Annotated in this window: 22 protein-coding genes; 13 read left to right on the forward strand and 9 right to left on the reverse strand. The window is 70.6% G+C overall.

Features of this window, described 5'->3' with window-relative positions; all coding sequences use genetic code 11:
• Positions 1-53: 53 nt before the first annotated feature.
• Positions 54-728 carry a FadR/GntR family transcriptional regulator gene (locus ACFXOA_RS14850; protein ID WP_385027081.1) on the reverse strand — a complete coding sequence of 225 codons (675 nt, stop codon included), beginning with the start codon at positions 726-728 and terminating at the stop codon, positions 54-56.
• A 150-nt stretch (positions 729-878) separates the two neighbouring features.
• On the opposite strand from ACFXOA_RS14850, the gene ACFXOA_RS14855 reads away from it, so the two are divergent.
• The 4 genes from ACFXOA_RS14855 to ACFXOA_RS14870 all read left to right on the forward strand — a co-directional run bounded on the left by ACFXOA_RS14855 (position 879) and on the right by ACFXOA_RS14870 (position 3,243).
• Positions 879-2,141: a CynX/NimT family MFS transporter gene (locus ACFXOA_RS14855; protein ID WP_385027084.1), complete on the forward strand. Its 1,263-nt coding sequence runs from the start codon at positions 879-881 to the stop codon at positions 2,139-2,141.
• Between the two features lie 17 nt (positions 2,142-2,158).
• Complete coding sequence (locus tag ACFXOA_RS14860) at positions 2,159-2,275, forward strand: SGM_5486 family transporter-associated protein (RefSeq protein ID WP_385027087.1); 117 nt, start codon at positions 2,159-2,161, stop codon at positions 2,273-2,275.
• A 149-nt stretch (positions 2,276-2,424) separates the two neighbouring features.
• Positions 2,425-2,631 (forward strand): hypothetical protein, encoded by a 207-nt coding sequence (locus ACFXOA_RS14865; protein WP_385027156.1) that lies wholly within the window; start codon positions 2,425-2,427, stop codon positions 2,629-2,631.
• A 93-nt stretch (positions 2,632-2,724) separates the two neighbouring features.
• On the forward strand, positions 2,725-3,243 hold the full coding sequence (locus tag ACFXOA_RS14870; protein ID WP_385027090.1) for a SixA phosphatase family protein: 519 nt from the start codon (positions 2,725-2,727) through the stop codon (positions 3,241-3,243).
• A 77-nt stretch (positions 3,244-3,320) separates the two neighbouring features.
• On the opposite strand, the gene serB is transcribed toward ACFXOA_RS14870, so the two are convergent.
• Positions 3,321-4,577 (reverse strand): phosphoserine phosphatase SerB, encoded by a 1,257-nt coding sequence (serB, locus tag ACFXOA_RS14875; protein ID WP_385027093.1) that lies wholly within the window; start codon positions 4,575-4,577, stop codon positions 3,321-3,323.
• A gap of 282 nt (positions 4,578-4,859) precedes the next feature.
• Between serB and ACFXOA_RS14880 the strand changes: the two genes are divergently transcribed.
• Positions 4,860-7,406: an FHA domain-containing protein gene (locus tag ACFXOA_RS14880; RefSeq protein ID WP_385027096.1), complete on the forward strand. Its 2,547-nt coding sequence runs from the start codon at positions 4,860-4,862 to the stop codon at positions 7,404-7,406.
• Between the two features lie 153 nt (positions 7,407-7,559).
• On the opposite strand, the gene ACFXOA_RS14885 is transcribed toward ACFXOA_RS14880, so the two are convergent.
• The 3 genes from ACFXOA_RS14885 to ACFXOA_RS14895 form a co-directional block, all read right to left on the reverse strand.
• The gene (locus tag ACFXOA_RS14885) at positions 7,560-8,315 is read right to left on the reverse strand and encodes a transglycosylase SLT domain-containing protein (protein ID WP_385027099.1); all 756 of its coding nucleotides are present in this window, start codon (positions 8,313-8,315) and stop codon (positions 7,560-7,562) included.
• A gap of 318 nt (positions 8,316-8,633) precedes the next feature.
• Positions 8,634-9,680, reverse strand: a complete 1,047-nt coding sequence (locus ACFXOA_RS14890; RefSeq protein ID WP_385027102.1) for an S-adenosylmethionine:tRNA ribosyltransferase-isomerase — start codon at positions 9,678-9,680, stop codon at positions 8,634-8,636.
• The gene (locus ACFXOA_RS14895) at positions 9,677-10,390 is read right to left on the reverse strand and encodes an SDR family NAD(P)-dependent oxidoreductase (protein WP_385027105.1); all 714 of its coding nucleotides are present in this window, start codon (positions 10,388-10,390) and stop codon (positions 9,677-9,679) included. Before ACFXOA_RS14895 ends, ACFXOA_RS14890 begins: the two co-directional genes overlap by 4 nt.
• Before the next feature lie 182 nt (positions 10,391-10,572).
• Here ACFXOA_RS14895 and ACFXOA_RS14900 point away from each other — a divergent pair, with 182 nt between their 5' ends.
• The 3 genes from ACFXOA_RS14900 to ACFXOA_RS14910 all read left to right on the forward strand — a co-directional run bounded on the left by ACFXOA_RS14900 (position 10,573) and on the right by ACFXOA_RS14910 (position 12,784).
• Positions 10,573-11,718 carry a GAF domain-containing sensor histidine kinase gene (locus ACFXOA_RS14900; protein WP_385027108.1) on the forward strand — a complete coding sequence of 382 codons (1,146 nt, stop codon included), beginning with the start codon at positions 10,573-10,575 and terminating at the stop codon, positions 11,716-11,718.
• Positions 11,711-12,355: a response regulator gene (locus ACFXOA_RS14905; RefSeq protein WP_385027111.1), complete on the forward strand. Its 645-nt coding sequence runs from the start codon at positions 11,711-11,713 to the stop codon at positions 12,353-12,355. The genes ACFXOA_RS14900 and ACFXOA_RS14905 overlap by 8 nt, the downstream gene beginning before the upstream one ends.
• 177 nt (positions 12,356-12,532) lie before the next feature.
• On the forward strand, positions 12,533-12,784 hold the full coding sequence (locus ACFXOA_RS14910) for a chaplin (protein ID WP_385027114.1): 252 nt from the start codon (positions 12,533-12,535) through the stop codon (positions 12,782-12,784).
• A 124-nt stretch (positions 12,785-12,908) separates the two neighbouring features.
• Here ACFXOA_RS14910 and ACFXOA_RS14915 read toward each other — a convergent pair whose 3' ends face one another.
• Positions 12,909-13,688, reverse strand: coding sequence for a hypothetical protein (locus tag ACFXOA_RS14915; RefSeq protein ID WP_385027117.1), 780 nt, complete (start codon positions 13,686-13,688; stop codon positions 12,909-12,911).
• Positions 13,689-13,808: 120 nt separating this feature from the next.
• Between ACFXOA_RS14915 and ACFXOA_RS14920 the strand changes: the two genes are divergently transcribed.
• From ACFXOA_RS14920 to ACFXOA_RS14935, 4 genes are all read left to right on the forward strand, one after another.
• Positions 13,809-14,609: an ABC transporter ATP-binding protein gene (locus ACFXOA_RS14920; RefSeq protein WP_385027120.1), complete on the forward strand. Its 801-nt coding sequence runs from the start codon at positions 13,809-13,811 to the stop codon at positions 14,607-14,609.
• Between the two features lie 65 nt (positions 14,610-14,674).
• On the forward strand, positions 14,675-15,103 hold the full coding sequence (locus ACFXOA_RS14925; protein WP_385027123.1) for an NfeD family protein: 429 nt from the start codon (positions 14,675-14,677) through the stop codon (positions 15,101-15,103).
• A gap of 145 nt (positions 15,104-15,248) precedes the next feature.
• Positions 15,249-16,205, forward strand: a complete 957-nt coding sequence (locus ACFXOA_RS14930; protein WP_385027126.1) for an SPFH domain-containing protein — start codon at positions 15,249-15,251, stop codon at positions 16,203-16,205.
• A 78-nt stretch (positions 16,206-16,283) separates the two neighbouring features.
• A complete protein-coding gene (locus ACFXOA_RS14935) occupies positions 16,284-17,057 on the forward strand; it encodes a sulfite exporter TauE/SafE family protein (protein WP_385027129.1) in 774 nt (257 codons plus the stop codon).
• A 46-nt stretch (positions 17,058-17,103) separates the two neighbouring features.
• On the opposite strand, the gene ACFXOA_RS14940 is transcribed toward ACFXOA_RS14935, so the two are convergent.
• The 3 genes from ACFXOA_RS14940 to ACFXOA_RS14950 form a co-directional block, all read right to left on the reverse strand.
• Entirely contained in the window at positions 17,104-17,610 is a 507-nt protein-coding gene (locus ACFXOA_RS14940; protein ID WP_362542452.1) for an HNH endonuclease, read from the reverse strand.
• 142 nt (positions 17,611-17,752) lie between these two features.
• A complete protein-coding gene (locus ACFXOA_RS14945; RefSeq protein ID WP_385027132.1) occupies positions 17,753-18,286 on the reverse strand; it encodes a YbhB/YbcL family Raf kinase inhibitor-like protein in 534 nt (177 codons plus the stop codon).
• Between the two features lie 55 nt (positions 18,287-18,341).
• Entirely contained in the window at positions 18,342-19,124 is a 783-nt protein-coding gene (locus ACFXOA_RS14950) for a sporulation protein (protein WP_385027135.1), read from the reverse strand.
• A 139-nt stretch (positions 19,125-19,263) separates the two neighbouring features.
• Between ACFXOA_RS14950 and ACFXOA_RS14955 the strand changes: the two genes are divergently transcribed.
• Positions 19,264-19,866, forward strand: coding sequence for a DNA-3-methyladenine glycosylase (locus ACFXOA_RS14955; protein ID WP_385027138.1), 603 nt, complete (start codon positions 19,264-19,266; stop codon positions 19,864-19,866).
• Positions 19,867-20,744 lie beyond the last annotated feature (878 nt).

Below are 20,744 nucleotides of genomic sequence, written 5' to 3' on the forward strand. Positions count from 1 at the left end.
CCGGGCTCACCGGGGGCGGCACGTGACCCGGCGGCGGCCCGGGCACGGGACGGTCAGACCTTCTCCCGCAGGCAGGTCAGCGCGTGCGCCGCCGCCTCGGTCGCCGCCGTGTCCGCGTCACCCGCCCGGATCGCCTCGACGAGCCGCGCGTGGTCCATGAGTCCCTCCGGCCCCAGCTCCGGGCCCACGTCGTCCCGGAGGTACTCGCGGAGCAGGTCGTTCAGATCGGCGTAGAGCTCGGTCAGCACGTCGTTGTGCGAGGCCGCGACCACCGCGAGGTGCAGGGTCGCGTCAGCGGCCACGAAGGCCTCGGCGTCCCCCGAGGCCCACACGGCCTCCCGCCGCGCCATGAGTGTGTCCAGCTGCCGCAGGTCCCGGTCGGTGCGCCGCAGGGCCGCCAGCCGGGCGGCCGAGGACTCCAGGGTCGAACGCAGCTCGGCCACGTGCCGCGGGTCGGCGTCCGCGAACCGGCGGTGCATCACCCCGGCGAGCTCGCTCGTCGCGACCACGTAGGTGCCGGAGCCCTGGCGGATGTCCAGCAACCCGTTGTGCGCCAGTGCGCGCACCGCCTCGCGCACCGTGTTCCGGGCCACCCCGAGCTGCTCGACGAGCTCGGGCTCGGTCGGGATCCGTGAGCCGACCGGCCACTCGCCCGCGGTGATCTGGTTCCTCAGCTGGGCAATCACCTGGTCGGCGAGAGCCGAACGCCGCGTGGACGTCAGCGCCATGGTGCTCCTTGCTCGATGTCCGGAAGGGGATCGGTCCGGGAGGTGCGGGCCCGTCGGATCGTCTCCGATTGTCTCAGTGGCGGACCGTCCCGGGGGAAGTCCCGGGACGGAGTGGACAGTCAATCATCCCATGATTCTATGATGGGTCCCATGCGTCATGACGAGACCCCGACCCTGAGCCCGCCCGCCGCCCCCGGAGCCGAAGCCACCGCCCGCGCGGGGGAGGGCCCTTCCCCCTGGGTGCTGCGGATCGTCACCCTCGGTCTGGTCCTTGCCGCGCTCAACCTCCGCCCCGCCATCACCAGCCTCGGGCCCCTCCTCGAAGAGGTCCGGGACGGGCTGCACATGAGCGGCAGCGTCGCCGGCGTGCTGACCTCCGTCCCGCCGCTCTGCTTCGCGCTGTTCGGGTTCGCGGCACCCCGGCTCGCCCGCCGTTTCGGCCCCGCCGCCGTGGTCTGCGCGGGCATGGTGGCCATCGCGGCCGGGCTGCTGCTCCGTCCCTTCGTGGGCGGCACCGCGGGGTTCCTCGCCGCCAGCGCCCTCGCGCTGATGGGCATCGCCGTCAGCAACGTCCTGATGCCCGTCATCGTCAAGCGCTGGTTCCCCGACCGGGTCGGCACCGTGACGGGCCTCTACTCCATGGCCCTGGCCCTCGGCACCGCCCTCGCCGCCGCGCTCACCGTGCCGGTGACGAACGCGCTGGGCGGGAGCTGGCGGACGGGTCTGGCCGTCTGGGCGGTCCTGGCCGTCGCCGCCGTCGTGCCCTGGATCCCGTTCGTCAGGGACCGCCGGGAGGCGACGCCGTCCGCCGCGGGCACCCCCGCCCCGCCCGCTCTCCGGATCACCCGGAGCCGTACGGCCTGGGCGCTCGCCTGCTTCTTCGGCCTCCAGGCCACGGCCGCCTACATCACCATGGGCTGGATGCCCCAGATCTTCCGTGACGCCGGTATCCCGGCGGGCACCGCGGGCGTGCTGCTGGCCGTCACGATGGCGATGGGAGTGCCGCTCGCCTTCGTCATCCCCCGGGCCGCCTCACGCCTGCGCAACCAGGGCCCGATCGTCCTCGTGCTCAGCGGGTGCGGGCTGCTCGGCTACGCCGGTCTCTACGTGGCACCCGCGGGTGGCGCGTGGCTCTGGGCGGTCCTGCTGGGGGTCGCCAACTGCGCCTTCCCGCTCGCCCTCACCATGATCGGCATGCGTTCGCGCACCGGCGCGGGCGTGGTCAGGCTCTCCGCCTTCGCGCAGTCCACCGGCTACCTCCTCTCGATCCCCGGTCCGCTGCTGGTCGGCGTGCTCTACCAGCACAGCGGGGGCTGGGGCATGCCGATCGCGCTGATGGCCGGTCTCCTCGTGCCCCAGACGATCGCGGGGGTGCTCGCCGGACGGGCCCGGACGATCGAGGACGAATGCTGAGGTGCGACACTGTCCACATGCCAGTGCTCGATCCGAATCCCCAGAACGGCCAGAAGAAGCTCCTCCTCGTCTTCGGGACCATGCTTCTCATCTCGGTGGTCATCGGTGTGATCGCCACGCTCGCCTCCCCCTGACACCGCCTCCCGGCCCCCCGCGCGGTGGGGACAACCCCCCGTCCCCTAGGGGGCGGGGTTCAGGGTCCGGTGGGTGGCTCACCGGATGGGACCGCCGTCCGCCGGCCCGTAGGTTCGGTGTGACAGAGCCGAGAACCCCGGAGGCGGACATGGCGGCCCGTACGAAGACCCGGAACCACAGCCCGGCCGTGCCCGGTCTGGAGATCCGGCTGCCCTGGTGGGCGGTGGTCCTGCCCGCACTCGCCTTCGCCGCGCTCCTCCTGCTGGTCGTCGAACCGGGTCAGGCGCACGCGGCAACCGCCGACCCCGTGCTCGGTCGGCTGTTCGAGCGCCTGGTGGGACTGCTTCCCGCCTGAGTTCCCGCGCACTCCGGGCCGTCGTTCACCCGTGGCGGGCGAGCACCTCAACTCCCTGCGCCCGGGGGCGTCATTCGTGCGAAGCTGAGAGGTATGAGCGCCGATACACCTCGCAGGATCGTCCTTCTCAGGCACGCAAAGGCGGAATGGTCGCAGGAGTCCGACCATGCGCGGCCCCTCGCGGAACGGGGCAGGAAGGACGCCCCCGTCGCGGGCCGCAAGCTGGCCGATTCGGGAATCGTCTTCGACCTGGCTCTGTGCTCGACGGCCACCAGGACCCGCGAGACCTGGAAGCTCGCGGTCCACGAGTTCACGCAGCGCCCCAGGACCGTGTACGAGGAGAGGCTGTACGAAGCCTCCCTGGGCGAGCTGATCGCCCTGTTCGACGAGACCCCCGACGACGTGACGAATCTGCTGGTCATCGGGCACAACCCCGGTATGCACGCGGCCGCGGACGCGCTCTGCGGCGGAGTCGAGGGTGACGCGCTCGCCCGGATGACCAGGGACGGCTTCCCCACCGCCGCCTTCGCGGTCGTCGAGTTCAGCGGATCCTGGAAGACCCTTGAGCACGGGGTCGGCAAACTGGTCGAATACTGGACGCCGAACGACTGAGCCCGACGTACCCGTGACGCACGAGGGGCGCCCGCACACCACGTGTGCGGGCGCCCCTCGAACGAGCCGGGAGCAGGTCAGCCCTCGAGACCGTCCGCGGCCTCGACCTCTTCCCGGGTGATGCCGAGCAGGTACAGCACGGTGTCCAGGAACGGCACGTTCACCGCCGTGTGCGCCGCCTGCCGGACCACGGGCTTCGCGTTGAAGGCGACACCCAGCCCGGCGGTGTTCAGCATGTCCAGGTCATTGGCTCCGTCTCCGATGGCGACCGTCTGCGCCAGCGGCACCCCGGCCTCCTCCGCGAAGCGGCGCAGCAGCCGGGCCTTGCCCGCCCGGTCCACGATGTCCCCGACCACCCGGCCGGTGAGACGGCCGTCGACGACCTCCAGGGTGTTGGCGGAGGCGAAGTCCAGCCCCAGGCGCTCCTTGAGGTCGTCCGTGACCTGGGTGAACCCACCCGAGACCACGCCCACTTGGTAGCCGAGCCGCTTCAGCGTCCGGATCAGGGTGCGCGCACCGGGGGTCAGCCTGACCTCGGCGCGCACCTTCTCCACCACCGAGACGTCGAGCCCGGCCAGCAGCGCCACCCGCGCGTGCAGGGACTGCTCGAAGTCGAGCTCGCCGCGCATCGCCTGCTCGGTCACCGCGGCCACCTCGGCCTCGCAGCCGGCGTGGGCCGCGAACAGCTCGATGACCTCGTCCTGGATCAGCGTGGAGTCCACGTCCATCACGACCAGGCGCTGGGCCCGGCGGCTGAGCCCGGCGGACACCACGGCGATGTCGACGCCGATGCCCGCGGCCTCGGTCGCCAGCACGGTCCGCAGCTCCTCGGTGGCGGCGCCGGAGACCGCGAACTCGACGGCGGTCACGGGGTACTTCGCGAGCCTGAAGATGCGGTCGATGTTGCCGCCGGTGGACGTGATCATGGCCGCTATGGCGGCGGTGGACTCGGCCGTCAGCGGGTGCCCCAGCACGGTCACGTGCGAACGTCCGCAGCCGCGCGGGCGGTTGTCGCCCGTCCCCGAGATGATCTCGGCCTGCAGTTTGAGCGAGTCCGCCCAGCTGTGCACCGTCGCCCGCAGGTCTCCCTCGGTCGTGCCGCCCTGGGCCGGTGACGTCACCAGGGCGCACAGGACGATGCGGCCACGGGTGACGACCTGCTCGATGTCCACGACGTCGACGGCGTAGGCGGCCAGGGTGTCGAAGAGCCCTGCGGTGATGCCCGGACGGTCCTTCCCGAAGATCTTGACGAGAATCGTGGGGGTGTCCGTGTCCCGAGCGGGCTCATGGGGCTCAGGGGACAGGGGTGACCGAGGTGGCTGGGATGCGCTCATGGTGGGTCCCACCGTATAGGGCCGGGTGCTGAGCTCCGAAGCCCGTCCCGAGTGGCGGACACCAGGGGGCCGGGCTCCACGGGGTGGGGTGCGACCCGCGAGCGGGCGCCTCGGTTGGGGCGGTCCGGCAGCATTCCTCCCGAGTCCGGGGGAGCAACGTGGAGCCTGCGCGCGGTCTTCACGCCGCCCGGCTTTCCGTTACCGGACCGCTCCTGGAATAGTTCCCCACGATGTTCAGCATCCCTAGGCTCCCTGCGACGGGAGCGACTCGGGGGACGACTAGTGGGGCGCGGAGTGCCGGAACTCGTACTGGAATTGAATGGCAGGACCTGGGCGCTCGATCCGTCCAGGCCGTACACCCTCGGACGTGATCCGCAGGGCGACGTGACGATCGACGACGCCAGGGTGTCGTGGCGGCATGCCACGATCAGCTGGAACGGCCGGGGCTGGTCCATCGAGGACCACGGCAGCACGAACGGCACGTACGTGCAGGGGCGGCGGGTCCAGCAGGCCGAGATCGGCCCCGGGGCCTCGGTCCGCCTGGGCAACGCCGACGACGGACCGAGGCTGAACCTCACCGCCGCGGCGGGCGCCGGCGTCGTCGGCGCGCAGGCTCCGGGCGGGCAGCAGGCGCCCGTACCTCCCGCGCAGCAGCAGGGAGCCGGCTGGCCCGGGGGCCCCGCCCAGCAGCAGGCACCCCCGCAGCAGGCCCCCTGGCAGCAGGCGCCGCAGGGCGGGCAGCCCCCGGTGCCGCACCAGCAGGGCCACGGGAACCCGCCGGGAGCGGGCGGAGCCGCGGGCGCGCCGCCGGTCTACGGTGACCGCAGCCCCACGACGTTCCACCAGCTCGACCTCGGCCGTGTCATGCGCATCGGCCGTGCGCTCGAGAACGAGCTGGTGGTCTCCGACCTCCAGGTCTCGCGTCTGCACGCAGAGTTCCGGGCCACGCCCGACGGCCGCTTCGAGATCCGTGACCTCGGCTCGCACAACGGCACGTACGTCAACGGCCAGCCCCTGCACAAGTCGGGCTCGGCGCTCATCGGCCCGAACGACATCGTCGGTGTCGGCCACTCGACGTTCCGGCTGGTCGGCGACCGGCTGGAGGAGTTCGTCGACACCGGCGAGGTCTCCTTCTCCGCCCGCCACCTCACGGTGACGGTCGACGGTGGCAAGGACATCCTCAAGGACGTCTCCTTCGGGGTCCCCGAGAAGTCGCTGATCGCGGTCATCGGCCCGTCGGGCTCCGGCAAGTCCACCCTGCTCAAGGCGCTCACCGGCTACCGGCCCGCCAACCAGGGCGACGTCCTCTACGACAACCGCAATCTGTACAAGCAGTTCGCCGAGCTCCGGCAGCGCATCGGCCTGGTGCCGCAGGACGACATCCTGCACAAGGAACTCACGGTCACCAAGGCCCTCAAGTACGCGGCCAAGCTCCGCTTCCCCGCGGACACCACCGAGGCCGAGCGCACCGCGCGGATCCACGAGGTCCTCGCCGAGCTGAAGCTCGACATCCACAAGGACAAGAAGGTCACCTCGCTGTCGGGGGGCCAGCGCAAGCGGGTCTCGGTGGCCCTGGAGCTGCTGACCAAGCCGTCGCTGATCTTCCTGGACGAGCCGACCTCGGGCCTCGACCCGGGCATGGACCGCGATGTGATGCAGCTGCTGCGCGGCCTCGCCGACGACGGCCGCACGGTCCTGGTGGTCACGCACTCCGTGGCCGAGCTGGCCATCTGCGACAAGCTGCTGGTGATGGCTCCCGGCGGGTCGGTGGCCTACTTCGGTCCGCCGGAGGAGGCGCTGAACTTCTTCGGCTACACCAGCTGGGCCGACGTGTTCTCCGCCTTCGAGAACTACCGCGACTACGACTGGGCGGGACGCTGGCGCGGCTCGCAGCACTACCAGATGTACGCCGCGGACATCGACGCCGTGGCCCCGCAGTCCGTCCACATGCCCTCGCCGCAGCAGATGCGCCCGCCCAAGCCGTCCGGCTGGACGGCACAGCTGTTCACGCTGATGCGCCGCTACATCTCGGTGATCGTGTCCGACAAGGGCTTCCTCGCGCTGATGGTCATCCTGCCCGCGGTGCTCGGGGTCGTCAGCGTGGTGATCCCCGCGGAGTTCGGGCTCGCGGAGCCGGACCCGCCCTCCCGGTTCAACGGCAAGGCCGGAACGATCATGCTGATCATCGCGGTCGGTATGTGCTTCGCCGCCGCGGCCAACTCCGTACGCGAACTGATCAAGGAGAGGGTGATCTACGAACGGGAACGGGCCACAGGGCTCTCACGTTCCGCCTACCTCCTGTCGAAGGTGATCGTCCTCGGCGTGATCACCGCTTTCCAGGGTGTGATCATCTGCGGGATCGGCTTCTCCACCCGCGAGCTGCCGGAGGAGGGGCTGTTCATGCCCCCCGCCGCGGAGATCTGCGTCTCGATCATCGTGCTCGGCTTCACGTCCATGATGGTCGGCCTGCTCATCTCGGCCCTGGTGAAGACAGCCGAGAAGACCATGCCGCTGCTGGTCATGTTCGCCATCGTCCAGGTGGTCTTCACCGGCGTGCTCTTCCAGGTCTACGGGTCGCCGGGCCTGGAGCAGTTCGCCTGGCTGATGCCCTCGCGCTGGGCGGTCGCGGCGGCCGGCACCACCCTGGACCTCGCCCACCTCATGCCGCCGTGGGACCCGGAGAAGCCCACCGACCTCGACCCGCTCTGGGAGAGCTCGGCCGGGCAGTGGGGGATGGACATCGCCGTCCTGCTCCTCATGGGGATCGTCCTCTTCTGGGCGGTCTCCCGGATGCTGCGCCGCCACGAGCCCGAGGTGATGCGGAAGTAGCGCCGTCCGCGGACCGGCTCCGGAAACGCCCGAGGGCGGCACCCCGTGGGGTGCCGCCCTTCGGCATGTGCCGGCCGGTCACGCGACGCTGCGGACCGGCGGCCGGCTGCTCTGCCCAGGCCTTGCCCGGAGCGTGGCTCCGTGTGCGTCGGCTCAGTACGCGCTGTCGACGTTGTCGATGGAGCCGTACTTGTCCGCGGCGTAGTTCGCGGCAGCGGTGATGTTGGCGACCGGGTCGTACTGGTCGTGCTTGGTGCCCTTGACGTGGTAGAAGTCGAAGGTCGGCTTGATGACCTGCAGCAGGCCCTTGGACGGCACGCCGTTGATGGCGTTGATGTCCCAGTTGTTGATGGCACGCGGGTTGCCGCTGGACTCACGCATGATGTTGCGGTGGAGACCCTCGTAGGTGCCGGGGATGTTCTTCTTGTGCATGATCGCGAGGGACTCGCGGATCCAGCCGTCCAGGTTGTTCGCGTAGACCGGCTTGCGGTCGGCGGCGCGGCTGGCCTTCTTGGCAGCACGCTTCTTCGCCTCGGCCTTGGCCTTCTTCTTGGCGGCGGCCTTCTCGCTCTTCGCCTCGGCGACGGCCTTGGCCTTCGCCTCGGCCTTGGCGGCGGCCTTCTTCTCCGCGGCGGAGTCCTTGGCCTTCGCCTCGTCAGCGGCCTTGACCAGCTGCTTGGCGGTGGCGTTCTGCTCGATCGCGCCGGCCTGGATGTTCTCGGCCTTCTTGCCGGTGTAGGCCACCGGCGCGGCGGCCGAAGCGGCCTGCGGCTCGGTCGTCGCCGACCCGTCGTGCGGGACGAGCGAGAAGGCGACGCCGGCCGCTGCCAGGGTCGAAACCCCCGCGACGGAGAGCTTCTGGACCTTGTTCAGACGACGGCCACGGCTGGTGATGCGGGAGAAAGACATTCAGTCGTACCTCTTCGAATCGTGGTGTCCTCGGCGAGGACGCGGACGGAAGCGCCGGGGCGCATCTCCGTCGGGGACAACACGATTCTTAGCTACCGCAAAAGGCCATGGCAAAGGTGTGACGTACGAAGCTGTTTAGTTTGTGCGGGTCTCGTTCATGCCTCCTTGTCCGTTTTGAACCCAGGCGTGATGCCCGTTTTGGTCAAACTATCCTCCTTCGTAAGTGACGTGGATCCTATGCCTGGCCTCACATCGCGCCGCCTTTACGATGACGAATAGTTGCTTTCGCTACGCGTAGCGTAAGCGACATTCCGGGCATCAGGGCAGTAGCAGGTGGGAGTCCCCGAACTCGTGCCACAGGTACCCGCCCCGCAAGGCCTCGGCGTACCCCCGCCGCAGCGCCTCGCGGCCGGCGATCGCCTCCAGCATCAGCAGGTGCGAGGCCTCGGGCTCGTGCAGCCCGGTCAGCAGACCGTCCACCACCCGTACGCCCCGCCGGGGCGTCACCACCAGATCCGTCCAGCCCGCCGCGGCGCGCACCACCCCGTCGGCGCGCGCCGACGACTCAAGGGCCCGGACCGCGGTCGTGCCCACGGCGATCACCCTGCCGCCGTCGGCCCGTGCCGCCCGGATCAGCGAAGCCGTGGCGGGCGGCACCTCGAATCGCTCCGCGTACGGGGGCTCGTGCGCCTCGGGTGACGACACCCCCGTGTGCAGGGTCAGCGGGGCGAACAGCACCCCGCGGCTCACCAGCGCCGTCACCAGGTCCGCGGTGAACGGCCTCGCCGCGCTCGGCATCTCGGCGGAACCGCTCCCGTCGGGCGACGGCACCGCGAACACCGTCCGGTACGCCGACGTCGGCTGGTCCCGCTCGGTGTAGGCGTACCGGATCGGACGCCCGTACCCGCCCAGCAGACCCGGGACGTCACGGGGTGCCCGCGCCCACCAGAGGCGGGCGCCCGCCTCCGGCCCGAGCGGCTCCTCCAGGACCACCGACTCGCCGCCCGGGAGCCGGACCACCGCACCCGCCGGACCGCCGGGACGCGGCCCGGTGGTACCCCTGCCGTCAGGCCGTCGCAGCTCCACCGCCCAGCGGCCGTCCTCACCCCGCGTCGAGAAGTGGACGACCACCGGCTCACCTCCCAGACGCCCGTCCACCGCGGCCGCCAGCGTCGTCGACGTGTTCACCACCAGGACGTCCCCGGCCCGCAGCTCCCCGGGCAGATCCCAGAACCTCCGGTGCGAGACCTCCGTGCCCCGGGACACCAGCAGCCGCACGTCGTCACGTCCGGAGCGCCCCCTCTGCTCCGCGGGCACCCGAGCCGACAACTCCGCAGGGACCCGCAGCGCCTCCAGCGCGGTCACCGCTCCGCCCTCCGGCCCGCGTCCAGCAGAGCCGCGGCGGTGTACCTGCCGCCGGCCGGGCGCTGCTCCAGCAGCCGTACGAAGGCGGGGGCCACATCCTCCGGATCCGGCCGGGGGGCGGGGTCGTCGGGGACCGCCGCCGTGTAGAGGTCCGTCGCCATGTCGCCGGGATCCACGGACCACACCCGCAACCCCGGCTCCTCCTGCCCGAGGACGGCGGCCAGCTGGTCCAGCGCCGCCTTGGACGCCCCGTAACCTCCCCACGTCGGATACGGCTCGACGGCCGCGTCCGAGCTGACCACCGCCACCGCTCCGGACGCCGAGGCCCGCAGCAGCGGCAGCGCCTCCTGCACCAGAGCGAGCGGCGCGACGACGTTCGTCTCGAGCGCCTCCCTCAGTCCCGCCGCGGACAGGGCTTCCAGCCGCACCAGCGGTGCGGCGCCGAGGGCGCTGGCGTTGCTCACCAGGAGGTCCAGCCCGCCCAGCCCCGCGGCCGCGGCCACCAGCGCACGCCGGTGCGCATGGTCCCTGACGTCACCGGACACGGCGACGACCCGGCCCCCGTACCGGCGGCCCAGCTCCCCGGCCGTCGCCTCCAGCACCCCCGCCGATCTGGCGCCCAGCACCAGATCCCAGCCCCGTCCGGCCAGGGCGGCGCCCAGCGCGCGCCCCAGTCCCTTCGATCCGCCCGTGATCACAGCTACCGGCATCGACCGTCATCCCCTCGGTTCTCGAACTGTTCCGACGCCGCCAACGTAGGAACGCGCCCCTTCCGCGCGCCTCGGCCGTCGGCCGCAGCGGTACGAGGCACTTCGGCCTAGGCCCGGCGCCCGACCCCGGAGCCGTCCGAGGTCCGATACGGAGCCGATCCCCCCGCCGGTACGGTGAGCACATGAGCCATCGCCCACCGTCGGGCCTCGCCGCGGTCAGCGCCGCGCTGCTCGCCATGAGCCGGCACCTGGAGATGAGGGACGTCCTCAAGACGATCGTCGCCTCGGCCCGCGAACTGCTGGACGCCGAGTACGCGGCACTCGGGGTACCGGACGACCACGGCGGCTTCGCGCAGTTCGTCGTGGACGGTGTCAGCGACGAACAGTGGAAGGCCATCGGGCCGCTGCCCCGCCAGCACGGCATCCTCGCGGCGATGCTCCACGAGGCGAAGCCGCAGAGACTCGACGACGTCCGTGAGGACCCCCGCTTCGAGGGCTGGCCCGACGCCCACCCCGACATGTCCGACTTCCTCGGCCTGCCCGTCCAGGACGGCGACGAGACCATCGGCGCGCTCTTCCTCGCCAACAAACGCTGCCCCCGCCCCACGGGCGGCTGCGGCTTCACGCAGGAGGACGAGGAACTCCTCGGGATCCTCGCCCAGCACGCGGCGATCGCCCTCACCAACGCCCGGCTCTACGAGCGCAGCCGCGAGCTCACGATCGCCGAGGAGCGCTCACGGCTCGCCCATGAGCTGCACGACGCCGTCAGCCAGAAGCTGTTCTCGCTCCGGCTGACCGCCCAGGCGGCCGCCGCCCTGGTGGACCGCGACCCGGTCCGCGCCAAGGGCGAACTCCAGCAGGTGGCCGCCCTGGCCGGGGAGGCCGTGGACGAGCTGCGCGCCGCCGTCGTCGAGCTCCGCCCGGCCGCCCTGGACGAGGACGGCCTGGTCGCCACGCTGCGCACCCAGATCCAGGTCCTGGACCGTGCCCACAGCGCCAGGGTGACCTTCGAGAGCACAGGCGTACGCGCTCTGCCCTCGGCCCAGGAGGAGGCGATGCTCCGGGTCGCCCAGGAAGCCCTGCACAACGCGCTGCGCCACTCCGGAGCCGGACGGGTCGCCGTCACGCTCGGCAGGGACGCCGCCACCACGGTGCTGCGGATCACCGACGACGGAAGCGGTTTCGACACCCACTCCGTCCGGCGCGCGGGCCGCCACCTGGGCCTCGTCTCGATGCGGCACCGGGCCGGCAGCGTCGGAGGCCGGCTCACCGTCGACTCGGAGCCCGGCAAGGGCACCACCGTCAGGATGGAGGTCTCCTGTGGCTGACAAGATCATCAAGGTGCTGCTGGTCGACGATCACCAGGTGGTCAGACGAGGGCTGCGCACCTTCCTGGAGATCCAGGACGACATAGAGGTCGTCGGGGAGGCGTCGGACGGGGCCGAGGGGGTCGCCAGGGCCGAGGAGCTGAGGCCCGACGTCGTGCTGATGGACATCAAGATGCCCGGCACCGACGGCATCGAGGCGCTGCGCCTCCTGAGGCAGCTGGAGAACCCCGCCAGGGTGCTGATCGTCACGAGCTTCACCGAACAGCGCACGGTCGTCCCCGCGCTCCGGGCCGGCGCCTCCGGTTACGTGTACAAGGACGTGGACCCGGACGCGCTGGCCGGCGCCATCAGGTCGGTCCACGCCGGCCACGTGCTGCTCCAGCCGGAAGTCGCCGGAGCGCTGCTCGCCCAGGAGGACAACGGGACCGGCACGGGACGCGGGAGCACCCTGACCGAGCGGGAGCGCGAGGTTCTGGGGCTCATCGCCGACGGCCGCTCCAACCGTGAGATCGCCCGTGCGCTCGTCCTGTCGGAGAAGACGGTCAAGACGCACGTCTCGAACATCCTGATGAAGCTGGACCTGTCGGACCGGACCCAGGCCGCGCTGTGGGCGGTACGGCACGGCGCGGCGGGCTGACCGCGGCGGGACGTAGAGGCCCTGCGCCGCCCGTGCGCCGGTCGGAGCGGTTCCACTCCGGTACGAGATTCATACCGTCGGGTGGATGTCACCCGAACGGCGCATCCTCTGTCCCCGGGCCGCGTTCTCCAGGCGTGCTGCGGCGGTCGGCCGCGGCCACACCAGGAGGATCCGGAAGTGAAGAAGCTGAAGAAGGCCGCCGCCGTCACCATGATCGCGGGCGGGCTCGTCGCCGCCGGTGCGGGAGCCGCCTCCGCCGCAGGCCACGGCGGTGCCGGGGCCCACGGCCAGGCGGCCGGCTCCCCGGGCGTCGTCTCGGGGAACCTCGTCCAGGTGCCGGTGAGCGTTCCGGTGAACGTGGTGGGCAACACGGTCGACGTGATCGGTCTGCTCAACCCCGCCTTCGGCAACCACGGCGTGAACCACTGAGCCGACGCCACACGTCCGGCCGCTGGGCGGGTCCGGCCGGGCCCGCCCAGCGGTACGTCCGCCGGACAGGCCCCGGGGCACGTACCGGAAGTCCCGCCCGCTCGGCGGCTGCCCGCCGCACGCCCTAACGCCCCTGCTGCTCCACATAGGCGTTGTACGCCGCGACCTGGGCCCGGCGGGCAACCCGCTCCACCGGGCGCAGCGCCTCTCCCCGGGCCGCGATCTCGGAGGCACTCACCGCGCCGCCGTGGCCGTTCTCATGGGCCACCGACACCAGCAGCCCCACCCGCTGAGCCAGTTCCAGCACCCGGACCGCGCGCGGGGGGTACCCGGGAGCCAGCACCTCGCGCCCGCGTTCCACCCGTGCCCGGTAGGCGTCCACCGCGGCCTCGGCCACCGGGCCCGAACCGGCGACGTCCAGCCGGGACAGCACGGCGGTCGCGTCCCGCAGTGCCTCGGCGAGCTCCCGCTCGGCCTCGCCCAGCGAGGGCACATCGGCCGGCGGCGCCTCGCGCACCGGCAGACAGTGCCAGAGGACCTCCACGTGGAGATCCCCGACGGGTCCCACCTCGGTCACCTCCGGCACCAGCCCGTACGGAGCCCCGGATGTGACCACCGCCTCCTCCGCCTCCAGGGCCCTGGCGTTGAAGTCAGGCGGACCGCTGAGCCCCAGCGGATGCCCCGGCGCGGGCAGCGCGACCCGGAAACCGCCGGCACCCAGGCCCCTCAGCCGACCGAGCGCGAACGTGAGCCCGACCGGCCCCTCCTCACCCGGCAGCCCCCCGACCCGGTGCACCGCGTCCTCGCCGACGATCGCGAGCGCCGCGTCGTCCGGAGACACAAGTCCGGCCAAAAGTGCGTTTCCCCATGCGGCGAGCCGCCCTGAGCGTGGTTCCGAAAGCATGGGGACAGCCTAGGGAACAGCCCCAGGGCCTGAGCACTCCCCGGGTGGCGTAGGTTTTCCCTGGGAGCTGTGCCCACAGGCACGCGACGATCTCGACACTGTATGGGGAGACAACGCGCCATGAGCGATGTACTGGAGCTGGTGGACGTATCCGTGGTCCGCGACGGACGCGCTCTGGTGGACGACGTCTCCTGGTCGGTCAAGGAGGGGGAGCGCTGGGTCATCCTCGGCCCGAACGGCGCCGGCAAGACCACCCTCCTCAACATCGCCTCCAGCTACCTCTTCCCGAGCACCGGCACGGCCAAGGTCCTCGGTGAGCGGCTCGGCGGAGTCGGCACCGACGTCTTCGAGCTCCGCCCCCGCATCGGCATCGCAGGCGTGGCCATGGCCGAAAAGCTGCCCCGGCGCCAGACCGTGCTGCAGACGGTCCTCACCGCCGCGTACGGCATGACCGCCACCTGGAACGAGGACTACGAAGCCGTCGACGAGGAGCGCGCCCGCGCCTTCCTCGACCGCCTCGGCATGACCGACTACCTCGACCGGAAGTTCGGCACGCTCTCCGAGGGCGAACGCAAGCGCACCCTCATCGCCCGCGCCATGATGACCGACCCCGAGCTCCTCCTCCTCGACGAGCCGGCCGCCGGTCTCGACCTCGGAGGGCGCGAGGACCTGGTCCGTCGCCTCGGCCGGCTGGCGCGCGACCCGTACGCCCCCTCCATGGTCATGGTCACCCACCACGTCGAGGAGATCGCACCCGGCTTCACCCACGTCCTGATGATCCGTCAGGGCAAGGTGCTCGCCGCGGGACCCATGGAGACCGAGCTCAGCTCCCGGAACCTCTCCCTCTGCTTCGGCCTGCCCCTCGTGGTCGAACACCACGGTGACCGCTACACCGCCCGGGGACTGCCCCTCGGCCAGTAGTCGCACCACAGCCAACCTCCCCTGCGCCCTGTCGGGGAGGGCACCCGCGGTCCTACGATGACCATGTGGACATCGACGCGTGGGTGTGGTGGCTGATCGTCGCGGTGGGGCTGGGCATCCCCCTCGTCCTGACCGCGATGCCCGAGTTCGGGATGTTCGCCGTCGGGGCGGTGGCGGCGGCCGTCGTCGCGGCCCTCGGAGGCGGCATCGTGGCCCAGGTCCTGGTGTTCGTCGCGGTGTCGGTCGCCCTGATCGCCGTCGTACGCCCGATCGCGGCCCGGCAACGGGCCGGCCGGGCGACGCACGCCAGCGGCATCGACGCACTGAAAGGCCGTCAGGCCGTCGTCCTGGAAAGGGTGGACGGCGGCGGCGGACGTATCAAGCTCGCCGGAGAGGTGTGGTCGGCCCGCTCGCTGGACGCCGACCAGATCTTCGAACCAGGCCGGCAGGTGGACGTCGTGGACATCGACGGTGCAACGGCCGTCGTCATGTAGCGAACCGGTCACACGGCGGGCCCCGGTCTGCCAAACTCGAAGTCGATCATCATGAGACCGCAACCGTCGTGGATGACGCGGAACCCATGACGGTTCGACCTCGATCACCGCGATCCGTCGGCAACCGAAGGGCACGAGGCACACGATGCAACCGATCATCATCGTCCTGATCATTCTGGTGGTGCTCGTCTTCATCGCCCTGATCAAGACGATCCAGGTCATCCCGCAGGCCAGTGCCGCCATCGTCGAGCGCTTCGGCCGCTACACCCGCACGCTGAACGCCGGACTGAACATCGTCGTCCCGTTCATCGACTCGATCCGCAACAGGATCGACCTCCGCGAACAGGTCGTCCCCTTCCCGCCCCAGCCGGTGATCACCCAGGACAACCTCGTCGTCAACATCGACACCGTCATCTACTACCAGGTGACCGACGCCAGGGCCGCCACCTACGAGGTCGCCAGCTACATCCAGGCGATCGAGCAGCTCACCGTCACCACCCTCCGCAACATCATCGGCGGCATGGACCTCGAGAGGACCCTGACCTCCCGCGAGGAGATCAACGCCGCGCTGCGCGGAGTGCTCGACGAGGCCACCGGCAAGTGGGGCATCCGCGTCAACCGGGTCGAGCTCAAGGCCATCGAACCGCCCACCTCCATCCAGGACTCGATGGAGAAGCAGATGCGCGCCGACCGGGACAAGCGCGCCGCGATCCTCACCGCGGAGGGCATCCGCCAGTCCGCGATCCTCACCGCGGAGGGCGAGAAGCAGTCCGCGATCCTCAGGGCCGAAGGTGAGGCCAAGGCATCCGCCCTGCGCGCCGAGGGCGAGGCCCAGGCCATCAGGACGGTCTTCGAGTCCATCCACGCGGGGGACCCCGACCAGAAGCTCCTCTCGTACCAGTACCTCCAGATGCTCCCCAAGATCGCCGAGGGCGACGCCAACAAGCTCTGGATCGTGCCCAGCGAGATCGGCGACGCCCTCAAGGGACTCAGCGGCGCGTTCGGCAACCTCGGCGGCGGGGCACCCGGCTTCAACACGGGCTCGGAACAACGCAGGGAGGCGCCCCCCGTGCAACGCAGGGAGGCACCCCCCGTCGAATGACCGGAGAACACCTTCGTGCATGATCAGTGAGGCCCCTCGACCTTCATGGCGGGGAGGCGTCACTGACCATCGAAGGAGATGGCCTTGTCCATCTGGGAAATGCTCGCGGTGTTCGCGGCAGGGATCGGTGCCGGCACGATCAACACCATCGTCGGGTCAGGCACGTTGATCACCTTCCCCGTGCTCCTGGCCACCGGCCTGCCCCCGGTCACCGCCACCGTCTCCAACGCCCTCGGCCTCATCCCCGGGTCCGTCAGCGGAGCCATCGGCTACCGCGAGGAACTGACCGGCCAGCGCCGCCGGATCCTGAACCTCGGCACCGGAGCGCTGATCGGCGGACTCACCGGCGCCACCCTCCTGCTGGCCCTGCCCTCGACAGCCTTCGAGACGATCGTCCCCGTACTGGTGGCACTCGCCCTCGTGCTCGTCGTCCTGCAGCCCCGGATCAGCAGAGCCGTCCAGCGCCGGCGTGAACGCACCGGCACCCCCGCCCGAGCCGACGGCGGACCCCTCCTCTTCACCGGCCTGATGCTCGCCAGCGTCTACGGCGGCTACTTCACAGCAGCCCAGGGGATCATCTACCTCTCCCTGATGGGCATGCTGCTCGACGACACCATGCAGCGCCTCAACGCCGTCAAGAACGTCCTCGCCGCGGTCGTCAACAGCGTCGCCGCGCTCTTCTTCCTCTTCGTCGCCGACTTCGACTGGACGGCGGTCGTACTCATCGCGGTCGGGTCCGCGATCGGCGGCCAGATCGGCGCGAAGGTCGGCCGCCGCCTGAGCCCGCGGCTCCTGCGCGGCCTGATCGTGGCCGTCGGCACCGCGGCCATCGTCCAGCTGCTGCTGCGCTGAACGACGTGAGCCCGCCCCCCGGGGGACGGGCTCGTACGGGCCGACCTCACGCAGCCGTGCGCGCCAGCCACTCGGGCAGCGCGGACCGGTCACCGGCACCGAGCGCCAGCAGCATCGCGTCGGCCGGCGAGGGCACGAACGGCTGACGCAGCAGCGGCATGCCCGCCTCCTCCGGAGTCCGCGCCGCCTTGCGGTGGTTGTCCTCGGCACACGAGGCCACGGTGTTCAGCCAGGTGTCCTGGCCCCCCTGGGCGCGCGGCACCACGTGGTCGACGGTGCTGGCCCTGCGCCCGCAGTACGCGCACCGGTGCTGGTCCCGTATGAGTACACCCCTTCTGGACCACGGAGCGTGTCTTCGGAACGGAACCCGCACGTACCTGCAGAGTCTGATCACCTGGGGTACCGGCAGATCCACCGCGGCACCGCGCATACGAAGGGCGGGATGCGACTGCTCGACGACGGCCTTGTCCTGCAGGATCAGAACGACCGCACGGTTGAGCGTCACCGTCGACAGCGGCTCGAAGCTCGCGTTGAGTACAAGTGTGTCGCGCATCCTGTCCACCTCCCGTGTGCCGCCCGTCGGTCGGCGGGCCCGGGATCAACTCTGTCCGGGAGTGCCGTGACGGACAACGCAATAAAAAGTGCCCTGCCCTGATCTCTCCAAGACCAGGGCAGGGCAAACAGGAGGCGAACCTTCAGCTTTCGGGGGCCGCGTACTCCCCGATCAGCTGGGCGCGTCCCAGCGTGTGGAAACGCAGGTTGAACCCGACGGCCGCGGGCGGGGTGTCGCTGTCCGGTCCGAGCTTCTCGGTGTCGACCGCGTACACGGTGAAGACATAGCGGTGGTTCTCACCGGCCGGCGGCGCGGCGCCTCCGAACTCCTTCGCCCCGTAGTCGTTGCGGGCCTGGACCGAGCCCGCGGGGAGCCCTTCGAACGCCCCGCTGCCCGCGCCGGCCGGAAGTTCCGTCACGGATGCCGGGATGTCGAACAGCACCCAGTGCCAGAATCCGCTGCCCGTCGGGGCATCCGGGTCGAAGCACGTCACGGCGAAGCTCTTCGTCTCCGCGGGGAAGCTCTCCCACCGCAGCTGCGGTGAGGTGTTCCCGGCGGCGTAGACCTGGTCGTCCGACAGCACCGCTCCCGGAGAGAGGTCCTCGCTCACCACGGTGAACGCGGGAACCTCGGGATGGAAGTCATGAGGAAGCGGCGCCCTCTTCGGCTCGGTCACGTCTCGCACCTCTCCTTGTCGGTCGGCATGTTTCTCCCACCGACCCTAAGGGCTGTCAGAGCCAGTTGCGCTGGCCGCCGACCTGCGCGAGCCACTGATTCAGGTAGGCGGCCCAGTCGGTGCCCTGGTAGTCGTTGAGACCGACCTTGAACGCCCGGTAGGAATCGCTGCCCTCGCTGAAGAGCCCCGGCTTCTTGTCCATCTCCAGGACGACGTCCATCTCCCGGTCGTCCGCGACGAAGGTCAGCTCGACCTGGTTGAGTCCCCGGTACTGCTGCGGCGGGAAGAACTCGATCTCCTGGTAGAACGGCAGCCGCTGCCGGGTCCCGCGGATGTGGCCACGCTCCATGTCCGCGCTGCGGAAACCGAAGCCGAGCTGCCCGAAGGCGTCAAGGATGGCCTGCTGGGCGGGGAGCGGATGCACGTTGATCGGGTCCAGGTCACCGGAGTCCAGGGCCCGGGCGATCTCCAGCTCCGTCGTCACCCCGATGTTCATGCCGCGCAGGTGCTGCCCCGCGAACATCGTGATCGGCGTCTCCCACGGAATCTCCAGGCCGAACGGCACGACGTGCACCGCGCCCGCCTCCACCTGGAACGCCCCGCCGAGACGCATCTTGGTGAACTCGATGTCCTGCTTGGTCTCCTGGTCCCCGCCTTCGACCTCGACCCGCGCCTGCAGGCCGACCGAGAGACCCTCGATCTGCTGGGACACGGATCCGCCCTGGATCCGCACCTCGCCCTGGACGACCCCACCGGGGACGACGTTGAGTTCGGTCAGCTCGGTCTCGACCGAAGCACCGCCGGCACCCATGCTCGCGAGCAGCCGCTTGAAGCCCATGTTTTCCTCCTAGGTCCTGACCCCTACATACGCGCCACGACCGTAACCGGTTCCCCGTACGGCCGTCCGTCCCGGTCCCACCGGGCTCTCGGAAGCCTGAACTCGTGCACGAGGGGCCGGTTCGGCGAGCATGGACGATGTGAATCTCACTGACCTCGCTGAAGAAGTCGCCCCCAGGCTGCTCGGTGCCACCCTCACCCACGAGACCGCCGAAGGAACGGTGAGCATCGCCATCACGGAGACCGAGGCGTACTCAGGCGCCGCGGACCCGGCCTCCCACGCCTACCGGGGGAAGACGGAACGCAACGCCGTCATGTTCGGTCCCGCCGGACACCTGTACGTCTACCGGTCCCACGGGCTGCACTGGTGCGCCAACATCGTCACCGGTACGGACGGCATCGCGTCAGCCGTCCTCATCAGGGCGGGCAGAGTCGTCGAAGGGGAGGAACTGGCACGCGAACGGCGAGGGGACCGCGCCGACGGCCCGCGTCTCGCACGGGGCCCGGGCAACCTGTGCCGCGCTCTCGGTATCACCGCCGAACAGAACGGCGTGGACGTACTGACGGGCACCCGGGTCAAGCTGTCCGAGGGCCGGCCGCCGGATCCCGCACACGTCCGCTCCGGGCCCCGGGTGGGCGTCAGCAGAGCACACGACTGGCAGCACCGCTTCTACCTCGTGAACGACCCGACGGTCTCGGCCTACCGGCTCAGCCCGAGAGCCAGGCCGCACAAGGAGACCTGAGTCCTCGCCGAGGGCCGTCCACAGGTCTTGCCCGGAGGAGGACGCCTCCGGTTCCCGCGAGGGCTTCGCTCGACGTCGCCGCGCGAAACGACGTCCGGGACGCTCCCGATCGCCCGGGGAAGGAGTTCGTTCTCCTGGCGAGGCGCCCATGAGATGCGGTGCACGGAGGACACACGTACACCCCGGCCCGGGAGGACGCCTCCGCGAGACGGACGACCGCAACCCGGCCCTCTTGTTTTCCAGCCAGGCAAGAGATCGAATCAGCCAAACGAACGGTTTCGCCGCGCCCCACCGCTGATGCCGGCCGAGGCGGAACGGGGTGTCCCCTCCGATGGGGGAAACCGATCGCTCGCACCCCTTGCGAGGTGCCATCACCCCGTCCCACCAGGAACGGGCCGACGGGTACACCGGCGCGGGGGGCGGATGCGCCGCCGGCCTTCCCGGCCCTCCGCTGGTTCCGGCCCTCTCGGTCGGTGACGGAGAGCGCCGGCGCCTCGCCCCGACGCAACTTGACTCGTCCCCGCCGTTTCCCTAACGTAGTCCGAGCCGCTTGAACGGAAGCAGTTGCTGGCGTGGTCCATCGGACCGGGCCGAAGCACCGTGAGAGGGCCAACCACTACCTACGATTCACCCCTGGCGGGTGCAATTTCGGCATGCCGAAATTCTCCGCAACCGGCTCGATTATGAGTCGCAGAGGAAATCAGCTAAAGTAGTGACCACGCCGAAAGGGAAACGCGAAAGCGAAGAACTGGAAAGCGGGGCGGTAATTTAACTGCCTAGCAGGAACCCGCTTCGGCCGGGAATCGGACACGAAAGAGTCTGATAGAGTCGGAAACGCAAGAACGAAGGGAAGCGCCCGGAGGGCCCCGGTGAAACGG

The sequence above is a fragment of the Streptomyces sp. NPDC059166 genome (assembly GCF_042755185.1).
Lineage (GTDB): Bacteria > Actinomycetota > Actinomycetes > Streptomycetales > Streptomycetaceae > Streptomyces.